The organism is Lacipirellula sp., assembly GCF_965279485.1.
In the GTDB taxonomy this organism is placed as follows: domain Bacteria; phylum Planctomycetota; class Planctomycetia; order Pirellulales; family Lacipirellulaceae; genus Lacipirellula.
On record NZ_CBDIIC010000002.1, the window covers coordinates 1,670,295 to 1,686,117 of the forward strand.

Consider the following 15,823-nt stretch of genomic DNA (forward strand, 5'->3'; position numbering starts at 1 on the left):
CTTCTCTTCGCTCTGTTACTACCAAGATTCACAGCAATGTCCGTGCGGTTCCCCCCGCGCGACCACGGTCGCATCTCAGAAACTCCGCAGCATGTTCGCCCTGATCTACGCCAGCCACCCGGCTATCCGCTTCACCGACGACGACCTGCACGCGCTCGCCGTGCAATCCAGCGAGAAAAACGGCCGCCTGCAGGTTACAGGATACTTGAGCTTCAACCGCGAGCGGACCACCATTTTCCAATATCTCGAAGGCCCGCAACCGGCCGTGCTCGAACTGATGGCCGCCATCACGGCCGACGAGCGGCATCGCATCGCCAACGTCATCCGCCTCGACGACGACAACGACAACGACGGCCCACGCCTCTTCCCGACCTGGCACATGCGTTATCTCAACGCGAGTTATCTACGAACGATGCAGATGGAGGATGTCCTTGAGGTCGCCCTCCTCACGATGTGCGAAAAGACGTTCGACCGCGCGGAAATCATCGCCACGGTTCAGCGGCTGGTGCGGCATATCGCACAACGGGCGGCGTGAGTCGCCTGCGTCGACGATGCAAGAAGCTAGTCTGCGGATTCGCAACTAGTAGCACGGGCCGACCGCGTCCACAGCCAGCGTGCGATGACGACGAGCGCGAGAATCGCTCCGTAGAACGCCGCTTCAATCGCAAAGACGCGAGCGTTGTGCGCACTAACGAGCGGCTTCAATTGCATCACCGTGAACCACGGCAGCGGCAACGACACGCGCGCCTCGCTCACCGGCCAGAACATCGCGAGCCCGCGGCGACCAAAGTACAACGTATCGAGCAACAAGTGGCTGAGCCACGCGATAGCGCCGCCAACAATCAATCGCCAAGCGAAGTATCGCGTTCGCCGCAACGCCGCCGTCGCGATCGCGGCGACAACGGCGATCATCCCCAGCGTCAAAAAAATGCTGTGACTAACGTCGTAGCGATCATGCCCCCACCCCGGCAACGGCCAGTCGGGCGCATTCGCCAGCGCAACGAACGCGGCCAGCGTCACGATCTTCGCCCGCTGCGAAAACTCCGCCGGCACGACGACCCAACCAATCGCCAGCCCCATCAAACTATGTCCAACCGGCGTCATAGGGGTGCTCACGACTACTTAGTAACAGTCAATCATCCACGAAACGTCGGCGAGGTCTTCTTCAATTCGCGATGCATCTCTCCGCAAACGCTCTTTCACGTCCGACTGCAGCCAAGCAACGACCGCTTCCGACTCAGGACTCTCGAAAGCAGAGCTAAGTCGCGGGCGACTCTTACGCAACGCATCGTAGTTGAAATGCACAAAAATGCAGAGGCGATCCAGCGCAGCTTGTGAATCGTCTTGAATCCACTGGTCGAGAAACGGCTGAATCTTGATCCCTGTGCGACCGATCGCGCACAGGACCGAGCCGGCAATTTCGTCGAATTGATACTGTCGAGGCTGAGCCAACGTTGCCGTCCACCAGTGCGAAAGATAGCTCTCGATAGCTTGCCTCTCGCGAGCCGGCCAATACTCCCACCCCGCCAGCTTCAGCTTGCCGAACAGAGCTTCCAACCAATTCATTTCCAACGGATCGATGTAAGCGAGCTCTAACAATCGCGGCAGAAAATGCTTGAAGTCCTGCTCCGTTCCCCAAGTCGTCATCGCTTTTAGCGAGAACAGGCTTAGCTGCTCCTCCGTCAATTGACGAAGCGGCGTCGCGATGAGTTCGTCGGACATCCCAGCAGTTAGGCAATGCTCGCACCCATCGATAGCGGTTCCCAGACGATAGGGCCTGAACGCGTCATACAGCTTTTCGATGAAATCGGCCAATGCAACCAGCCTTAAAATGAATCGAACCACGCCAACCCATGCGGCAGTTCCCAACCAGCATACTCGATGTGCAGCACCCGCCGTGGCCGCTCGCTCGTCGAGCGCCCCGAAGCATGCAACAGCAACGGCCGCATCAGCAGCGCGTCGCCGGCCCGCGCCGTACAAATCGCCTCCGCGCGTTCGCGGCGCGCCGCTTCGATCTGCTCCGCATCGAGTCGCCCCTCACGGTGCGTCCCGGGGATGACGCGGAGCGCTCCGTTCTCCGCGTCGGCGTCGTCAAGATGGACGCGCACCGTCAGCATCCGCTCCAGCACCTCCGCCGGCGGCTGCACATGCGGCACGCCTTCTTTCACCGACCACCCGCCAAAGCCCGGCGCCTCGACCCGCTCGCGCACGGCAATCGCCAAATCCTGATGCCACGCGACGAGCCAGTTCGCCTCGGGCGACTTATTAAACCAAAGCGCCCGCACCGCCCGCGGCTCGCCCCCCGTGTGCGACCGCACGAGTTTAATCAACCGGCGCGAGTGAGCAAACTCCGCCACCGCCGCGATCGCGAGCATGTTCCGCCGCACAGCGGCTTCGACATCGCCCACCGACTCAACCAGCGACCGCCGCTCATCGACGCCGACAAACGCTGGGACCAACTCAAACCCATCCTCAGCAACACGAAAGGACTTCACGCCATCCCTCTACTCTGTATTCTTCGCGCATTTCTTTGCGCCTCTGCGCCTTTGCGAGAGACATCTCTTCCGCCCCCTCAAGAAGCGAGCCGAAACAAAAACGCCGCCAACCGCGGCGGCCGCCCCGCATCGTCGCCGTGCCACCGCTCGTCGAACCGCGCGAGCGAGAACCCATTCTCCGCCGCCCCGCCCAGGAACTCCGAAATGTGATGCGTAAACGCCGCGATCGCCGTCGTTTCGCCTTGGCGGGCAAAGTTCGCGACCGTTCCCTCATACTGCCTGAACGGATGCAACTCGCACAGAAAGAACTCGCCGCCAGTGGCAAGCACGCGGGCCGCTTCGCTGAAAACGAAATTGAGACCGGCGACGTGCTCGAGCACGAGATTGCAGACGATGAGATCGAACTTCCCGTCGGCCAGCGGCCACGGCTGCGTGACGTCGACGATCGCGAAGCTGGCACGATCGGCAAAGCCTTGAGCCTCGGCCTTCGCGGCCGCCTGCCCGAGCATCCCCGGCGAGAAATCGACCGCCGTGACGCGGTCGGCGATCGTTGCGAGGAACTCGGTGTTCTTCCCGGTGCCGCAACCGATTTCTAGGATCGCGCCAAACCGCCGCCCGCCGAGCCACTGCCGCGTGACGATCGCATCGAGATCACGCGTCCGATTGGGATCGCTGTCGTAGGTTTCGGACCACTTGGTATACGCCGCTTCGACTGACATCGCTCTTCGTCCTTTCACCCCGCAGACCCGCGTGTGGCGCCGTAGGTTCGCCCGAGGGGCCCTCGCGCAGGGGGTGGCCGAAAATCACCAGCAGACGCCGCCGCGGCGATCCAAGATAATGACGCCGTGAATCCGCGTCACCGAATCCATCGAACGATGGAGGCGTTCCTGCTGCGCGCCCATCGAGGAGTCCGCAGCGCGAACGTCGCCTAACGAATGCGTGAGAAGAGTTACATTCCGAAGGCTGCAGCAAGCCACCGCAACGACCTTCATATCGCCTCAAATGATATCGCCTCAAATGCGACGTCAAAACACGACACTAAGCCGCAAGCCGATTCACAGTAACCACTTACAACCGTCGCTTAGTGTCGCCGAAAATCGCATTCCACCCATGAACGCAATGCGACACGACACGAAGGGCCACCCACCGCGGCCAGCAAATCATCGCCTCAAGGCTAAATGCTCTGCTGACCGCTGAACGCTGATGGCTGACCGCTCTTAAACCATCGGCTCCGGATGCATTTCCCGCTTGCTCGCCCCCTTGGACGTACGCAGGATGCGGAACCCAATGTCGGTCCGAATGAAGCCGTAGAGACACATCAAAATAAATGCCAGCACGCCAATCACCAGGGGTTTTGAGTAAGCAATGCCCACGAACACGCCCCCCTCGCCAAGCGGCGGGGCGACGACCGGTTCCAACGGCAAACCAAAATTGTTCGCCAGGGTGTTGATGCGAATCATATGGATGACCGGCACGCCATCGTTGCTGAACCGCGCCATCACGCCGTCGATCTCGCGGACGTCGCGCGGCGGCCGCATGTTGAGCCCCGACTTGAACATCTTCTTACCAACGTCCTTGCCGACCGACACCGTGCCGCCGCCGACGTTGATGTAGGCGGCGATCGGCCGGCCCTTCGCTTTGTCGCGGTACTTATCCATCCGCAACTCAATGTTCGCCTGCATCTCGGCTTGCGCACGCTCGACCGGCGGCAAATTCTTCGCGCTCTCGGGCAATTCAACCTGCAGCGGGGTCAGCCCGTTGCGCTCGATGGAAGCTTGGACGAGTTTGAGCCCCTCTTCGGTCAACCCCTCGCCTTGGTCATCGTTACCGCCGATCGAGCAAGCGATCGACTTGATGTTGAACAGCGGCGGCAGCTCTTTGCCATCCTCGCCGACGCGCTTCTGCCGCAGCAGCAAATGCTCCATGTCGGGCCACATCAACTGCGGCACGTTGGCGCCCCACTGCGACGCGCTGGCGCTCGAAATCACCAGCGGCTTCGCGCCGAGCGCTTCCAACGCGGCATACGTGCAGATATTGAGCGCCGGGAACGAGCCCGAAACGCCCACGGCGACGACGTCGCCTTGCTCGACGCCCGCCTCTTTGAGCATTTCGACCAGCACGGCGGCAAAGTTCGGATTGGTCGACGTCTGCTTCGCCGAGAGATGCCCCAGCACCGAAGTGACAGGCGACATCGCCAAGCCGATGATCCCCGTATCAGCCGGGTCGTTCACCTGATCGATCGGCGGACCGAGCTTCACGCGCTCGGCTCGCACCATCTCGAAGGCGTCCGCAGCGAGATTGGCTGCTTTGATCTTCTCTTCGAAGTAAGGCTGATCTTGTTTGACTTTCCACCGCTCGACCATCAACAGGCCGGCAATCGAAATGATCGCAATCAACAGGAGGGCCGGTCGGGAAACGGCTCGCGGCCGCCAATAGATTTTTTTCATATCTGTAACGTAGATCGCAAAGTTTATCGATGAACGCTGATGCGCCGCCTAACTCGAATGCCCGCCGTCGCAGTTGGACGTTTAAGCGCCCAAGTTCTGCAGTTCCATTCCGAACACGAGCATGAGCGCCAACCGCACCACCACCGCCGAAGTGACCAGCGCGGAGAGCGTCTCCACCACCCCTTGGCGATCCATCCAGATGGCGATCAGACCGGGGATGACGTAGCCGATTGGCTCCCACTCAGCGGGAATCGGGCTCAGCGTGCTGAGTTGGTACAGCGACTCGGAGGCGTAGAACGGAATCTGCGTCATCGCCCCGCGGACCAAGTAACCGACGATGATCATCAGCACCGTCCGGCGCTTGCCGTAGATGATGATGAACGTCGACAGCGAGTGCACCACCAGGTAGGTGACGAACGAGGCCGCCAGCGTCAGTGCAATGTCGATCGGCCGGTTGAGGTACAACGCGATGTACCCCGGCACGACCATGCCGCCGGCCGCGAGGCCGAACATTTCGGAGAACATCAGGCTCACGGCGAGGCCGATGCCGATCGAAGCGGTAAGAATATCAATCATCTAAATGGCAGGTGTATGTAGGTGAGTAAGTGTTTAAGTGAGTATGCGGTGTCGCTGAGGGTGGCGAGCGAGCGGCTGCACGTCGGCAGATTGATCGCCCCTTCGCTACTTGAACGTTCTCACCGTGCTGCGGTTGGCGAAGTAGCGGACGACCTCAAGGCCGACGCCGCCGATGTTCGCCATGCCCATCGCCAGCGAACGGCGACCAGTGAGTTCAACAATGCTTTCGAAAATATCCTCAGCGGGATGATCTTCCGCGAAGACCATCTTCTGCGGATCAAGCCCTGCCTTCACGGCATACTTGGCGAAGATGTACGTTCCCGAACCAATGAGCAGATAATGATCAGCCGCCGGCCATTGCGCGACGACGGTTCCCAACTGCCGCGAGCGATCGGGGCGGTCAGCGCGGCAGTTGAACACGGCGATCCGCTTCTCGACGTCGGCGTAACGTTCGAGCGCGAGCCGCCAGATCCGCTCGGTCGACTGCGGATCGTTCGCGGCAAAGCCATTGACGAAGTTGATCTGCCGACCGAAGAAGTCCATTTCGTGGGCCGTCATGGCGCCCGGATCGGGAAGAGCGCGCCACATGCCGGGGAGCGCCGCGCCCTTTTCGACGCCGACCGCTTGGCACACCTTCAGCGCCAATGCGACGTTCTCAGCGTGCTCGACGTAAGAGAAGCCAGCCAAATCGAGCGGCGTGATCGCGGCCACTTCCGCGTCGCCGACGGCGATCAGTTCGCACTTCCGATCGCGGCACACTTTCTCGAAGACGTCGAGGTACACCTGTTCCGCCGTGTACAGCTTGCCGCCCACCGGCACCATGCCCGCCAGCGCCTTCGCCACGTCGCGGCCGCCAGGCCCCATGACGTCGAGATGATCTTCGCGGGCGTTGGTGATCACCGCGTGGGTGGCGCGAACCAGTTTGTCTTCGCACAGCCACTGCAAGGAAGGAATGAGGGCCATGCACTCGAGCACCAGCGCGTCGGCGTCGATCTCCGCCGTGGCCGCGACGATGCGGATTTGTTCGATGACGTTCGCCTTCGCCGGGCGGAACACCGGGTATTCCGAACCGTCCGGCATGATCATTCGCGGAAGCGTGCCGGTCGTCTTGCAGCAAGTTCGCTTGCCGGCATGCCGCAGCCCAGCGGCGATCAGCCGCGCGACGCTCGACTTGCCGCGAGTGCCGTTCACGTGGATGCGAACGGGAATTTGGTACAGCTTGCGGCGATGGGCTGCTAGCTCCGCGACGCCGCCGCCGATAAGGAGACCGGTCGTGGCGGCAAGGGCGGCAAAAGCGCTCATAAACGAATCCGAGGTGGGTCAGCCTTTCAGTCCAACGGCCGCCACGAGGCGCGCCGCCAACTGAAAGCCAGCCAGGCAAGCATGCCTGACCGACGGGGAAGCAAGGCAACCTGTCTTGCCAACATTCCCCGCAGTGCCGGAGGCGCATAGATTATAGAAACGATTAATTTTGCCAAGCCCATCTGAGGAATTGGCAGACTGGGTAATGCTAGCACTCGAGCCTTCAACGCCTGCATCGCAGCGATCGCTCTGCTGTCTCGCGAGACACTTTGCTAGACTACCGCACTCAACCTGCCCCGCCCCGCTCGCCTAAACCCGCTGGCCGTATCACGGAATCTCGCCATGTCGTCCGACGCCCCCGCTGGCAACGATAAGACCGCCTCGCGCAACTTCATTCAGCAGATCATCGACGCCGACCGCGCCGCCGGAAAGAACGCCGGCCGCGTCCACACGCGGTTCCCGCCCGAGCCGAACGGCTACCTCCACATCGGCCACGCGAAAAGCATCTGCCTGAACTTCGGCCTCGCGAAGGAATTCGGCGGCAAGTTCAACCTGCGGTTCGACGACACCAACCCGGCCAAAGAGGAACAGGAATACGTCGACTCGATCGTCGACGACGTCCGCTGGCTGGGCGGCGATTGGGACGATCGGATGTTCTTCGCGTCCGATTACTTTGATCAGCTCTACGCCTGGGCCGTGCAACTCATTGAAGCCGGCAAGGCGTATGTCTGCGATCTCACCGCCGAGCAAATGCGCGAGTACCGCGGCTCGCTCACCGCGCCGGGCAAAGACAGCCCCAACCGCAATCGCACGGTCGCCGAGAACCTCGACCTGTTCGAGCAAATGCGGGCCGGCAAGTTCGCCGACGCCAGCCGCACGCTCCGCGCGAAGATCGACATGGCTTCGCCGAACATCAACATGCGCGACCCGGTGCTGTATCGCATCAAGCGGGCCCACCACCACCGCACCGGCGACAAGTGGTGCATCTACCCGTCGTACGACTACACCCACGGCCAAAGCGATTCGATCGAAGGGATCACCCACTCGATCTGCACGCTCGAGTTCGAAAACCATCGCCCGCTGTACGATTGGTTCTGCCGCGAGCTCGGCATCCACCATCCGCAGCAGATTGAGTTCGCGCGTCTCAACCTCACCTACGCGGTGATGAGCAAGCGGAAGCTGCTGCAACTCGTCCAAGAGAAGCACGTCAACGGTTGGGATGATCCCCGCATGCTCACCATCCGCGGCCTGCGCCGCCGCGGCTACACGCCCGAGGCGATGCGGGCCTTCTGCGAACGAATCGGCGTGGCGAAGTTCAACAGCACGATCGACATGGCGTGGCTCGAAGACGCCATCCGCGAAGACCTGAACGAACGCGCCCCGCGCGCGATGGGCGTGCTGCGGCCGCTGAAGGTCGTGCTCACCAACTTAAAGGAAGGCGAGACGATCGAACTCGACGCGCCGAACCATCCGCAAAAGCCGGAGTTGGGAACGCGCAAAATCGCGCTCACCCGTGAGATCTTTGTCGAGCAGGAAGACTTCATGGAGGACGCTCCCAAGAAGTTCTTCCGCTTGAAGCCCGAAGGCGAAGTCCGCCTCCGCTGCGCCGGCATCATCAAGTGCGACGAGGTGGTCAAGGACGCCGCGGGCCGGGTGACCGAGCTCCGCTGCACGTTTGATCCCGATCATTCCCGCAAGGTGAAGGGGACGATCCACTGGGTGTCGGCGCCCAACGCCCTCACCGCCGAGGTGCGGCTCTACGATCACCTGTTCGGCGTCGAGAACCCTGATAACGCGCCCGAAGGGAAGACGTTCCTCGACAATCTCAATCCGAACTCGCTGGAGGTGATCAAGGACGCGAAGCTCGAGCCGTCGCTGGCAGAGGCGAAGCCGGGCACCAGCTTCCAGTTCGAACGCACCGGTTACTTCTACGTCGACCCCGTCGATTCGAAGCCGGGGCAACCAGTCTTCAATCGCACCTCGACGCTGCGAGATAGCTGGACCAAAGAAGCAGGCCGCGATTGACGAGGCGGACGGCGAGTGACGCAGGCTGGTCTCAGCGGACGAATCATTGCAGTTTGGCCGATGAACAATTACGATTCATCCCGCCGCTTTCATTCGATTCCGTATCCCCAGGTGCTTGAATGGCGTCGCTCCTCTGCCGCAGCGCGGCTTCGCATCGTTTTCTCTGCGTCCTGCTAGCGTCGTTAACGGCGCTGAGTCCTTCGCTCTGCGCGGCCGAGCAGGCGGCCGCCGCTCCTGCATCGCCGGACGCTGCTGCCGAGACGGCAACGTCTACCGATGGCGAGGCGCTGGTCTACGTCACGCCGGGCGCTTGCGTGGTCGTCACGATGCGGCCAGCGCAGCTATTCAATTCTCCGGCGGCGGAGATGTTCCCCAACGAAGTGCTGCAAGCGGCCGTCCAAACGGCATCCGGAATTGACCCGCTAACCGTCGAGGAGTTGGTCATCTCCTGGTCGCCCCCTTCGAACTACGCCGTTCTCGCCCGGTCGGCGACGCCGATATCGTTGGACGGTCCGATCACAGATCGCACATCGCCAGACGAGCTCAACGGTAAGGAGTATCTCAAGAGCCGCAGCCATCTGGAACCAAGCTTCTACGCTCCCGACGAACGCTCGGTGCTGGCCGCGCCTGACTTCATCGTCCAGGAGTTAGTCGAAGGCGGCGCCCCGAAGCGCTCAGATATCCTCAAGAACTTCACCGACGAGACTGCCCAAGATGATTTCCATCTAGCAGTCAACGTCACGATGCTGCGGCCGCTCATCGCCATGGCGATGTGGAACGCCAAGCTGCCGCCCGAGTTCGCCGCCCTGCGAGACGTTCCCGGCATGATTTCGCACGTCGATTTGCGGTTCAACATTTCGCACGCAGCGCCGACGGAACTCGTCGTCACGGCCAATCATGCCGCCGACGCCAACCGACTAGAGTCGACGGTCGAAACGCTGAAGCGCAACGCCCTCGCACAGCTCGATCGCGAGGTGGCCAAGGAGTTCGACGGCGAGGAACCGGTGCAAGCGGCGACGCGGGCGTATCAGCGGCGCGTCAATCAGAAGATTTTCGACTCGCTACAGCTGGAACGTCGTGACAACCAGCTTGTCGTATTCCGCACTGAAGCGCCGACGAGCGAGAACGGCGCCGTGCTATCCGTCGCAACAATCGGCGTGCTGGTGGGGCTCCTGCTGCCGGCGGTACAAGCGGCGCGCGAGGCTGCCCGGCGAAACCAATCGATGAACAATATAAAGCAACTAATGCTTTGCCTTCATAACTATCACGATTCTCACAAGAGATTCCCCGCCTACGCCAACTTCGATGCTGATGGCAAGCCGCTCCTTAGTTGGCGCGTCCACATTCTGCCTTACCTGGAACAACAGGCTCTCTACGAGCAGTTCCACCTCGATGAACCCTGGGATAGCGAGCACAACAAGGAGCTCATCGCGAAGATGCCGCCTGAGTTCCTCAGCCCCAGTTCCAAGAATATCTCGGCGGATGGCAAGTCGAATTACCTTGGCGTATTGGGCGAGGACTACGTGTTCGACGGGTCGGAGCAGGGAAGGTCGATGAAGACAATCACCGACGGACTCTCCAATAGCATCGCGATCGTCTCGGTCGACGATGAATCAGCAGTCGCCTGGACCAAACCGGATGATTGGACGCCGAGCGATTCCGACTTGATGGAACCCTTCGATGGCGCGCACACTGGCGGGTTCCTGGCTGGATTCTGTGACGGTCACGTTCAAATGATCAGCTCCAAGATTGACCCCACAGTGTTGCGTGCACTGCTGACCGTGGCTGGCGAGGAGGCCATTGAATCGCCGTGATGCTTCTCCGGAGCGACGCCGTGGCTCTGGTACGAGCGGACCGCCGTTTAGGCGCGGTCTCGAACGCGCAGTCGCAGCCAGATTATTACGCCGATCACAGGAGCGCCGTTTCTCAGTGAGTTTGTTGAACAACGGACCTGCACAAAGTCGCAAACTCCCCCTAAACCGCTCCGCAAACAGTTCCTCCGCGCCCCCTTCTCCCGTACGATGTACCGGCCGAGCGGCGACGCTCGGCGCGTCCTCCTGCCCCGCACACCCCGCCTGGGTCCTCCGTGGAAACGACGGCCGAACTGGTCATCATTCTCGTCCTGGTTCTGTTGAACGGATTTTTCGCCGGCGCCGAGATCGCCGTGCTCACCGCCCGCCGCAATCGGCTGCAGCAAGCCGCCGATCAAGGGAGCAAAGGCGCCAAGGCGGCGATGTATCTCCTCGGCGATACCAATCGCTTCCTGTCGACTGTGCAGGTCGGCATCACCGGAGTCGGCACCCTAGCGGCGGCCTACGGCGGCGTAAGCCTCGTCAACCAGCTCTCCGAATACCTCTCGACGCTGCCGACGCAAGCGATTGCCTCGAACAGCCGCGCGATCTCGCTGGCCGTTGTCACCGGCGGCCTCGCGTTCACGTCGCTCATCCTTGGCGAGTTGGTCCCCAAACGGGCCGCGCTCGCCTACGCCGAACGCCTCGCCACGATCGTCGCGCCGCCGATGGCGCTGCTTAGCATCGTCGCCCGGCCGTTCGTCGCGGTGCTCGGCTTCGTGACGGCGATCGTGCTGCGCATCTTGCGCGTCGATCCGCAAGCCGAGTCGTCCGTCAGCGTCGAAGACATCGAGCACCTCATCGAATCGGGGCGCGAGCAAGGGATCCTGCAAGAGACCGAACACGAAGTCGCGCTCGAAGCCCTGCAGCTGCGCAATCGCCGCGTGCGCGACATTATGCGGGCCCGCATCGACATCGACGCCGTCGACATCGAAACGCCGACCGAAGAAATCGTCGGCGTCATGGCGATGTCGGGCTTCTCGCGGCTGCCGGTGTACGAAGATAGTCTCGATCACATCATCGGCTTTCTCTACAACAAAGACGTCTTCCAGCAGTTCTACTTGCGGAAAGACGTTGAACTCCGCAAGCTGCTGCGGGCGCCGTTGTTCGTCCCCGAATCGCTCTCACTCGATCGGCTCCTCGTCTCGTTGCGTGAGAAGCACACGCAACTCGCGATCGTCCTTGACGAGTTCGGCGGCACCCGCGGCATGGTCACGCTCGAAGACGTGCTGGAAGAACTCGTCGGCGAGATTTACGACGAGACGCAGCGCGTCGAGGCCGACATGATCGTCGCCCGCGACGGCGGCGGCTGGCTCGTCGACGGGCAACTGCCGATGCACGACCTGATGGAACACCTGCCTTCCGGCGTGAACCTCAGCACCGATTCATTCGACTTCAGCACCGTCAGCGGCCTCGTTCTGGCCGTGCTGGAGCGCCTGCCGACGGTCGGCGAGATCGTCCCCTGCGGCGACATTTCGATCGAGGTGGTCGACATGGACGGCAACCGCATCGATCGGCTGCTGATCACGCTGACGAACGCGGCAGCGCCAAACGACGCCTCGCCTACGTAGCCATCCAATAAAAGCCACCGGCTCCGCCGGTGGACGTAGTAAGAGCAGAGCCAGCCAGCACTTCGTCCACCGGCAAAGCCGGTGGCTTTTAAGTTATCGCAACAAACCTTCCATGAAAATTTCAAAGCACATCTTGCTCGCCCTCCTCGGCATTCTCAGCCAGCAGGCATCGCTCCACGCCGCTGATCGCCCGCCGAACTTCGTCTTCATCCTCGTCGACGACCTCGGCCAGCGCGACCTCGGTTGCTATGGCAGCACCTTCTACGAGACGCCCCGCATCGACGCCCTCGCGAAGAGCGGCATGCGATTCACCAGCGCCTACTCGGCCTGCCCCGTCTGCTCGCCGACGCGAGCGAGCATTCAGTCGGGCAAGTACCCCGGTCGTCTGCACACGACCGACTACTTCGGCGGGCCAACCTACGACAAGGCGCTCAACGACGAGCGCTATGTCAGTCGCCCCGTGCTGCCGCCGAACTATCTCGAGCGTCTACCGCTCGAAGAAGAGACCATCGCCGAATCGCTCGCCGCGGCAGGCTATGCGACCTTTTACACAGGCAAGTGGCATCTCGGTCCGAAGGGCTATTGGCCGGAAGACCAAGGCTATCAAACCAACGTCGGCGGCAACCGCGCGAGCGCGAACAAGAACCGCAAGTTTTTCTCGCCCTACAACAATCCCGATCTCCCCGACGGCGCGGATGGCGAACAGCTCGACGAACGGCTCGCCCACGAAGCGGCCAACTTCATTCGCGATCACCGCGATCAGCCGTTCCTCGTCTTCTTCGCACAGTTCGACGTCCACGTGCCGTTGAACACGAAGCCCGAACTACGGAAGAAGTACCGCCAAAAGAAGGACGCGCTCGTTAGCAATCGACCAGAGTTCGGCAAAGAGGGCGAGCGCGACGTCCGCCACGTGCAAAACCACCCCGTCTATAGCGGCATGGTCGAGACGATGGACTCGGCGGTCGGCATCGTGCTCGATGCACTCGAAGAGGCAGGCGTCGAAGACGAAACGATCGTCATCTTCACCTCCGACAACGGCGGCCTGAGCACGGCCGAAGGTTCGCCCACAAGCAACCTGCCGCTCCGCGCCGGCAAAGGCTGGTACTACGAAGGAGGCGTCCGCGTGCCGCTCATCATCCGCTGGCCCGGCAAGACGAAAGCGGGCGCCACGACCGACAGCTACGTTATCAGCACCGACTACTATCCCACGATCCTCGAGATGGCGGGCCTCAAACTAAAGCCCGAGCAACATGTCGACGGCCGCAGCTTCGCCCCGCTGCTCAAAGGCGAATCTCAACCGGCCCGCGGGCCGATCTACTGGCACTACCCCCACTATGGCAATCAAGGGGGCCGCCCCTTCTCCGCAATGCGCGACGGCGACTGGAAGCTGATCGAATTCCTCGAAGATGGCCGCACCGAACTGTACGACGTCGCGCACGACGAGTCGGAGACGAAAAATCTTGCCGATGCCGATCCAGAGCGCACGGCTATGATGCAGAAACAACTTCACCTATGGCGGCAAGAAGCCAAGGTGCAAATGCCTCAGCGAAACCCGAAATTTAGCCCGCCCAAATAGCGCAATCGCCCATCTCGGCCGGATAATCGGGCGAGCGTTACGAGGAAGTCATCCAATTGCCCTAGATTGGCCCCGCGCGAACAATCCCCTGCCCCCGTGCGTCCTGACGTAATATGATATTAGCCTGATGCAAAAGGCTGCCTGGCGCATCTGGATGCCGGCAGCGAATTCGCAAGAATGCGGAGCCCTCCCCGTGGCCGATAGCAATCCCACCTTGGCCAACGCCCTCACCGTCGAGGCGCCGCGGTCGTTGTTGAGTTCCGACGGTGCGTCGACTGCTCAACTCGAACTTTCCGCCCGACGTCGCGTCGCTCTCGTCGAGGGTAGCACGCCTCACATGAGCAGCGAGACGCGCAGCTTGCTGCGCCGTCGCCTGCGGACCGTCGCCGTGTTGCTGTTCATCGGCTTTGGTTCGTTTCTGCTCTGGTCACTCGTCCGTTGGAAGATGACCGAGCACCTGCAGGCCGAGTATCGCTGGGTCTTCTTCTCACACGTTGCCGTCACCAGCTTGATGGGCCTCGCCGCGTGGAAGCTGTGCGCGAAGTGCGATCTCTCGCTCACCAAACTCCGCATCGGCGAAGCGGTCGTCTTTGGCGCGCCGTCGATTTTGTTCATCACGCTCACCTACCACAAGCTGCAGTATTGCGCGGCTCTCGACGAAGGGCACGCCCACGTGGCGAGCTTCACCGCCGCGTGGCTGTTGCTGATCTTCACCTACGCGATCTTCGTCCCGAACACTTGGAAGCGAGCCGCCTGGGTCATCGGCGCCATGGCGCTCGCCCCGCTCGTGGTGATGCTCGTCGCGTATCTGACGATCGATCAGTTCGCGGCCCTGCTACGGACCGACGACTTCGACGACATGCCGGTCGAGCAAGCGATGATGCTCGCCCTCGCGGCGATGACCGCCATCGTCGGCGTTCACACAATCAACACGTTGCGGCACGAAGCGTTCGTCGCCAAGCAGCTCGGCCAGTATCGCCTGAAGCGTCTCCTCGGCGCCGGCGGTATGGGCGAGGTCTACTTGGCCGAACACCAGATGATGAAGCGGCCCTGCGCGGTGAAGGTGATCCGCCCCGAGAAGGCGGGCGATCCGCAGGTGCTGGCCCGCTTCGAGCGTGAAGTCCGCGCCACGGCGAAGCTTTCGCACTGGAACTCGATCGACATCTACGATTACGGCCGCACCCCCGACGGCACGTTTTACTATGTGATGGAGTTCCTCCCTGGGCACAACCTGGGCGAGTTGGTCCGCGAGCATGGCACGCTCCCCGCTTCGCGGATCCTCTATCTCATGCGGCAAGTGTGCGATGCGCTCGCTGAAGCCCATAGCCATGGCCTGGTTCATCGTGATATCAAGCCGGCGAACATCTACTGCGCCTACCGCGGCGGCGTGTTCGACGTATCGAAGCTGCTCGACTTCGGTTTGGCGAAGCCGCTCACCGACACGAACGACTCGGGCCTGACACAAGAAGGGTCGATCACCGGATCGCCGCTGTTCATGTCGCCCGAGCAAGCCGGCAGCGAAGAGGTCGACGGCCGCAGTGATATCTACTCGCTCGGCGCCGTGATGTACTTCATGGCGACGGGCAAGGCGCCGTTCGAATACGCTAGCCCGCTGAAGGTGATGATCGCCCACGCGAGCGAAGACCCCGAACCGCCGCGCTACCTGAACGGCGAGATTCCGTCGGAACTGGAAGAGGTAATCCTCCGCTCCCTGGAGAAGCGGCCGGAAGACCGGTTCCAAACGGTGGCTGAGCTCCGCGAGGCCCTCGACCGCGTCCCGGTCGACACCGAATGGACCGCCCGGATGGCCGCCGACTGGTGGAACAACTACGGCTGCCCGCAGCGAAAAGCGATGGCCGCCGAGGCTGTCGAGCTAGCCGCGATCTGAACCAGCGGCTGTTTTGCCGTGTCTTTCCGGCGTCTTCCGCAGAACCTCTGCGCCGCCTAAAATGAGGAGTTCGCCCCCGCATCCGGGGCCGAA

13 protein-coding genes are annotated in these 15,823 nt (G+C 61.9%); 6 read left to right on the plus strand and 7 right to left on the minus strand.

The window, feature by feature from the left end; translation table 11 throughout:
- Positions 1-91 precede the first annotated feature (91 nt).
- On the plus strand, positions 92-535 hold the full coding sequence (locus ACQY7R_RS14340; RefSeq protein WP_428306276.1) for a BLUF domain-containing protein: 444 nt from the start codon (positions 92-94) through the stop codon (positions 533-535).
- A gap of 26 nt (positions 536-561) precedes the next feature.
- On the opposite strand, the gene ACQY7R_RS14345 is transcribed toward ACQY7R_RS14340, so the two are convergent.
- The 7 genes from ACQY7R_RS14345 to pgsB all read right to left on the minus strand — a co-directional run bounded on the left by ACQY7R_RS14345 (position 562) and on the right by pgsB (position 6,820).
- The gene (locus ACQY7R_RS14345; RefSeq protein ID WP_428306277.1) at positions 562-1,116 is read right to left on the minus strand and encodes a metal-dependent hydrolase; all 555 of its coding nucleotides are present in this window, start codon (positions 1,114-1,116) and stop codon (positions 562-564) included.
- Between the two features lie 6 nt (positions 1,117-1,122).
- Positions 1,123-1,722: a hypothetical protein gene (locus ACQY7R_RS14350; protein ID WP_428306278.1), complete on the minus strand. Its 600-nt coding sequence runs from the start codon at positions 1,720-1,722 to the stop codon at positions 1,123-1,125.
- A 104-nt stretch (positions 1,723-1,826) separates the two neighbouring features.
- Positions 1,827-2,495, minus strand: a complete 669-nt coding sequence (locus ACQY7R_RS14355; protein WP_428306279.1) for a phytanoyl-CoA dioxygenase family protein — start codon at positions 2,493-2,495, stop codon at positions 1,827-1,829.
- A 77-nt stretch (positions 2,496-2,572) separates the two neighbouring features.
- Complete coding sequence (locus ACQY7R_RS14360; protein WP_428306280.1) at positions 2,573-3,214, minus strand: class I SAM-dependent methyltransferase; 642 nt, start codon at positions 3,212-3,214, stop codon at positions 2,573-2,575.
- Between the two features lie 498 nt (positions 3,215-3,712).
- Positions 3,713-4,942 (minus strand): poly-gamma-glutamate system protein, encoded by a 1,230-nt coding sequence (pgsW, locus tag ACQY7R_RS14365; RefSeq protein ID WP_428306281.1) that lies wholly within the window; start codon positions 4,940-4,942, stop codon positions 3,713-3,715.
- 81 nt (positions 4,943-5,023) lie between these two features.
- Positions 5,024-5,518, minus strand: coding sequence for a poly-gamma-glutamate biosynthesis protein PgsC (pgsC, locus tag ACQY7R_RS14370; protein WP_152100692.1), 495 nt, complete (start codon positions 5,516-5,518; stop codon positions 5,024-5,026).
- Between the two features lie 105 nt (positions 5,519-5,623).
- Positions 5,624-6,820, minus strand: a complete 1,197-nt coding sequence (gene pgsB, locus ACQY7R_RS14375; RefSeq protein ID WP_428306282.1) for a poly-gamma-glutamate synthase PgsB — start codon at positions 6,818-6,820, stop codon at positions 5,624-5,626.
- 342 nt (positions 6,821-7,162) lie between these two features.
- Between pgsB and ACQY7R_RS14380 the strand changes: the two genes are divergently transcribed.
- From ACQY7R_RS14380 to ACQY7R_RS14400, 5 genes are all read left to right on the plus strand, one after another.
- Positions 7,163-8,845, plus strand: a complete 1,683-nt coding sequence (locus ACQY7R_RS14380) for a glutamine--tRNA ligase/YqeY domain fusion protein (RefSeq protein WP_428306283.1) — start codon at positions 7,163-7,165, stop codon at positions 8,843-8,845.
- 119 nt (positions 8,846-8,964) lie between these two features.
- Complete coding sequence (locus tag ACQY7R_RS14385) at positions 8,965-10,659, plus strand: DUF1559 domain-containing protein (RefSeq protein WP_428306284.1); 1,695 nt, start codon at positions 8,965-8,967, stop codon at positions 10,657-10,659.
- A 272-nt stretch (positions 10,660-10,931) separates the two neighbouring features.
- On the plus strand, positions 10,932-12,266 hold the full coding sequence (locus ACQY7R_RS14390; protein ID WP_428306285.1) for a hemolysin family protein: 1,335 nt from the start codon (positions 10,932-10,934) through the stop codon (positions 12,264-12,266).
- Between the two features lie 112 nt (positions 12,267-12,378).
- A complete protein-coding gene (locus tag ACQY7R_RS14395) occupies positions 12,379-13,842 on the plus strand; it encodes a sulfatase (RefSeq protein WP_428306286.1) in 1,464 nt (487 codons plus the stop codon).
- A 127-nt stretch (positions 13,843-13,969) separates the two neighbouring features.
- Complete coding sequence (locus ACQY7R_RS14400) at positions 13,970-15,730, plus strand: serine/threonine-protein kinase (RefSeq protein WP_428306287.1); 1,761 nt, start codon at positions 13,970-13,972, stop codon at positions 15,728-15,730.
- Positions 15,731-15,823: the final 93 nt, after the last annotated feature.

Excerpts from the sequence above, each read along its gene's own strand:
- ACQY7R_RS14340 (WP_428306276.1), top strand. The coding sequence starts at position 92 with ATGTTCGCCCTGATCTACGCCAGCCACCCGGCTATCCGCTTCACCGAC.
- ACQY7R_RS14350 (WP_428306278.1), bottom strand. The coding sequence starts at position 1,722 with ATGTCCGACGAACTCATCGCGACGCCGCTTCGTCAATTGACGGAGGAG.
- ACQY7R_RS14360 (WP_428306280.1), bottom strand. The coding sequence starts at position 3,214 with ATGTCAGTCGAAGCGGCGTATACCAAGTGGTCCGAAACCTACGACAGC.
- pgsW (WP_428306281.1), bottom strand. The coding sequence starts at position 4,942 with ATGAAAAAAATCTATTGGCGGCCGCGAGCCGTTTCCCGACCGGCCCTC.
- pgsC (WP_152100692.1), bottom strand. The coding sequence starts at position 5,518 with ATGATTGATATTCTTACCGCTTCGATCGGCATCGGCCTCGCCGTGAGC.
- pgsB (WP_428306282.1), bottom strand. The coding sequence starts at position 6,820 with ATGAGCGCTTTTGCCGCCCTTGCCGCCACGACCGGTCTCCTTATCGGC.
- ACQY7R_RS14380 (WP_428306283.1), top strand. The coding sequence starts at position 7,163 with ATGTCGTCCGACGCCCCCGCTGGCAACGATAAGACCGCCTCGCGCAAC.
- ACQY7R_RS14385 (WP_428306284.1), top strand. The coding sequence starts at position 8,965 with ATGGCGTCGCTCCTCTGCCGCAGCGCGGCTTCGCATCGTTTTCTCTGC.
- ACQY7R_RS14395 (WP_428306286.1), top strand. The coding sequence starts at position 12,379 with ATGAAAATTTCAAAGCACATCTTGCTCGCCCTCCTCGGCATTCTCAGC.
- ACQY7R_RS14400 (WP_428306287.1), top strand. The coding sequence starts at position 13,970 with ATGCAAAAGGCTGCCTGGCGCATCTGGATGCCGGCAGCGAATTCGCAA.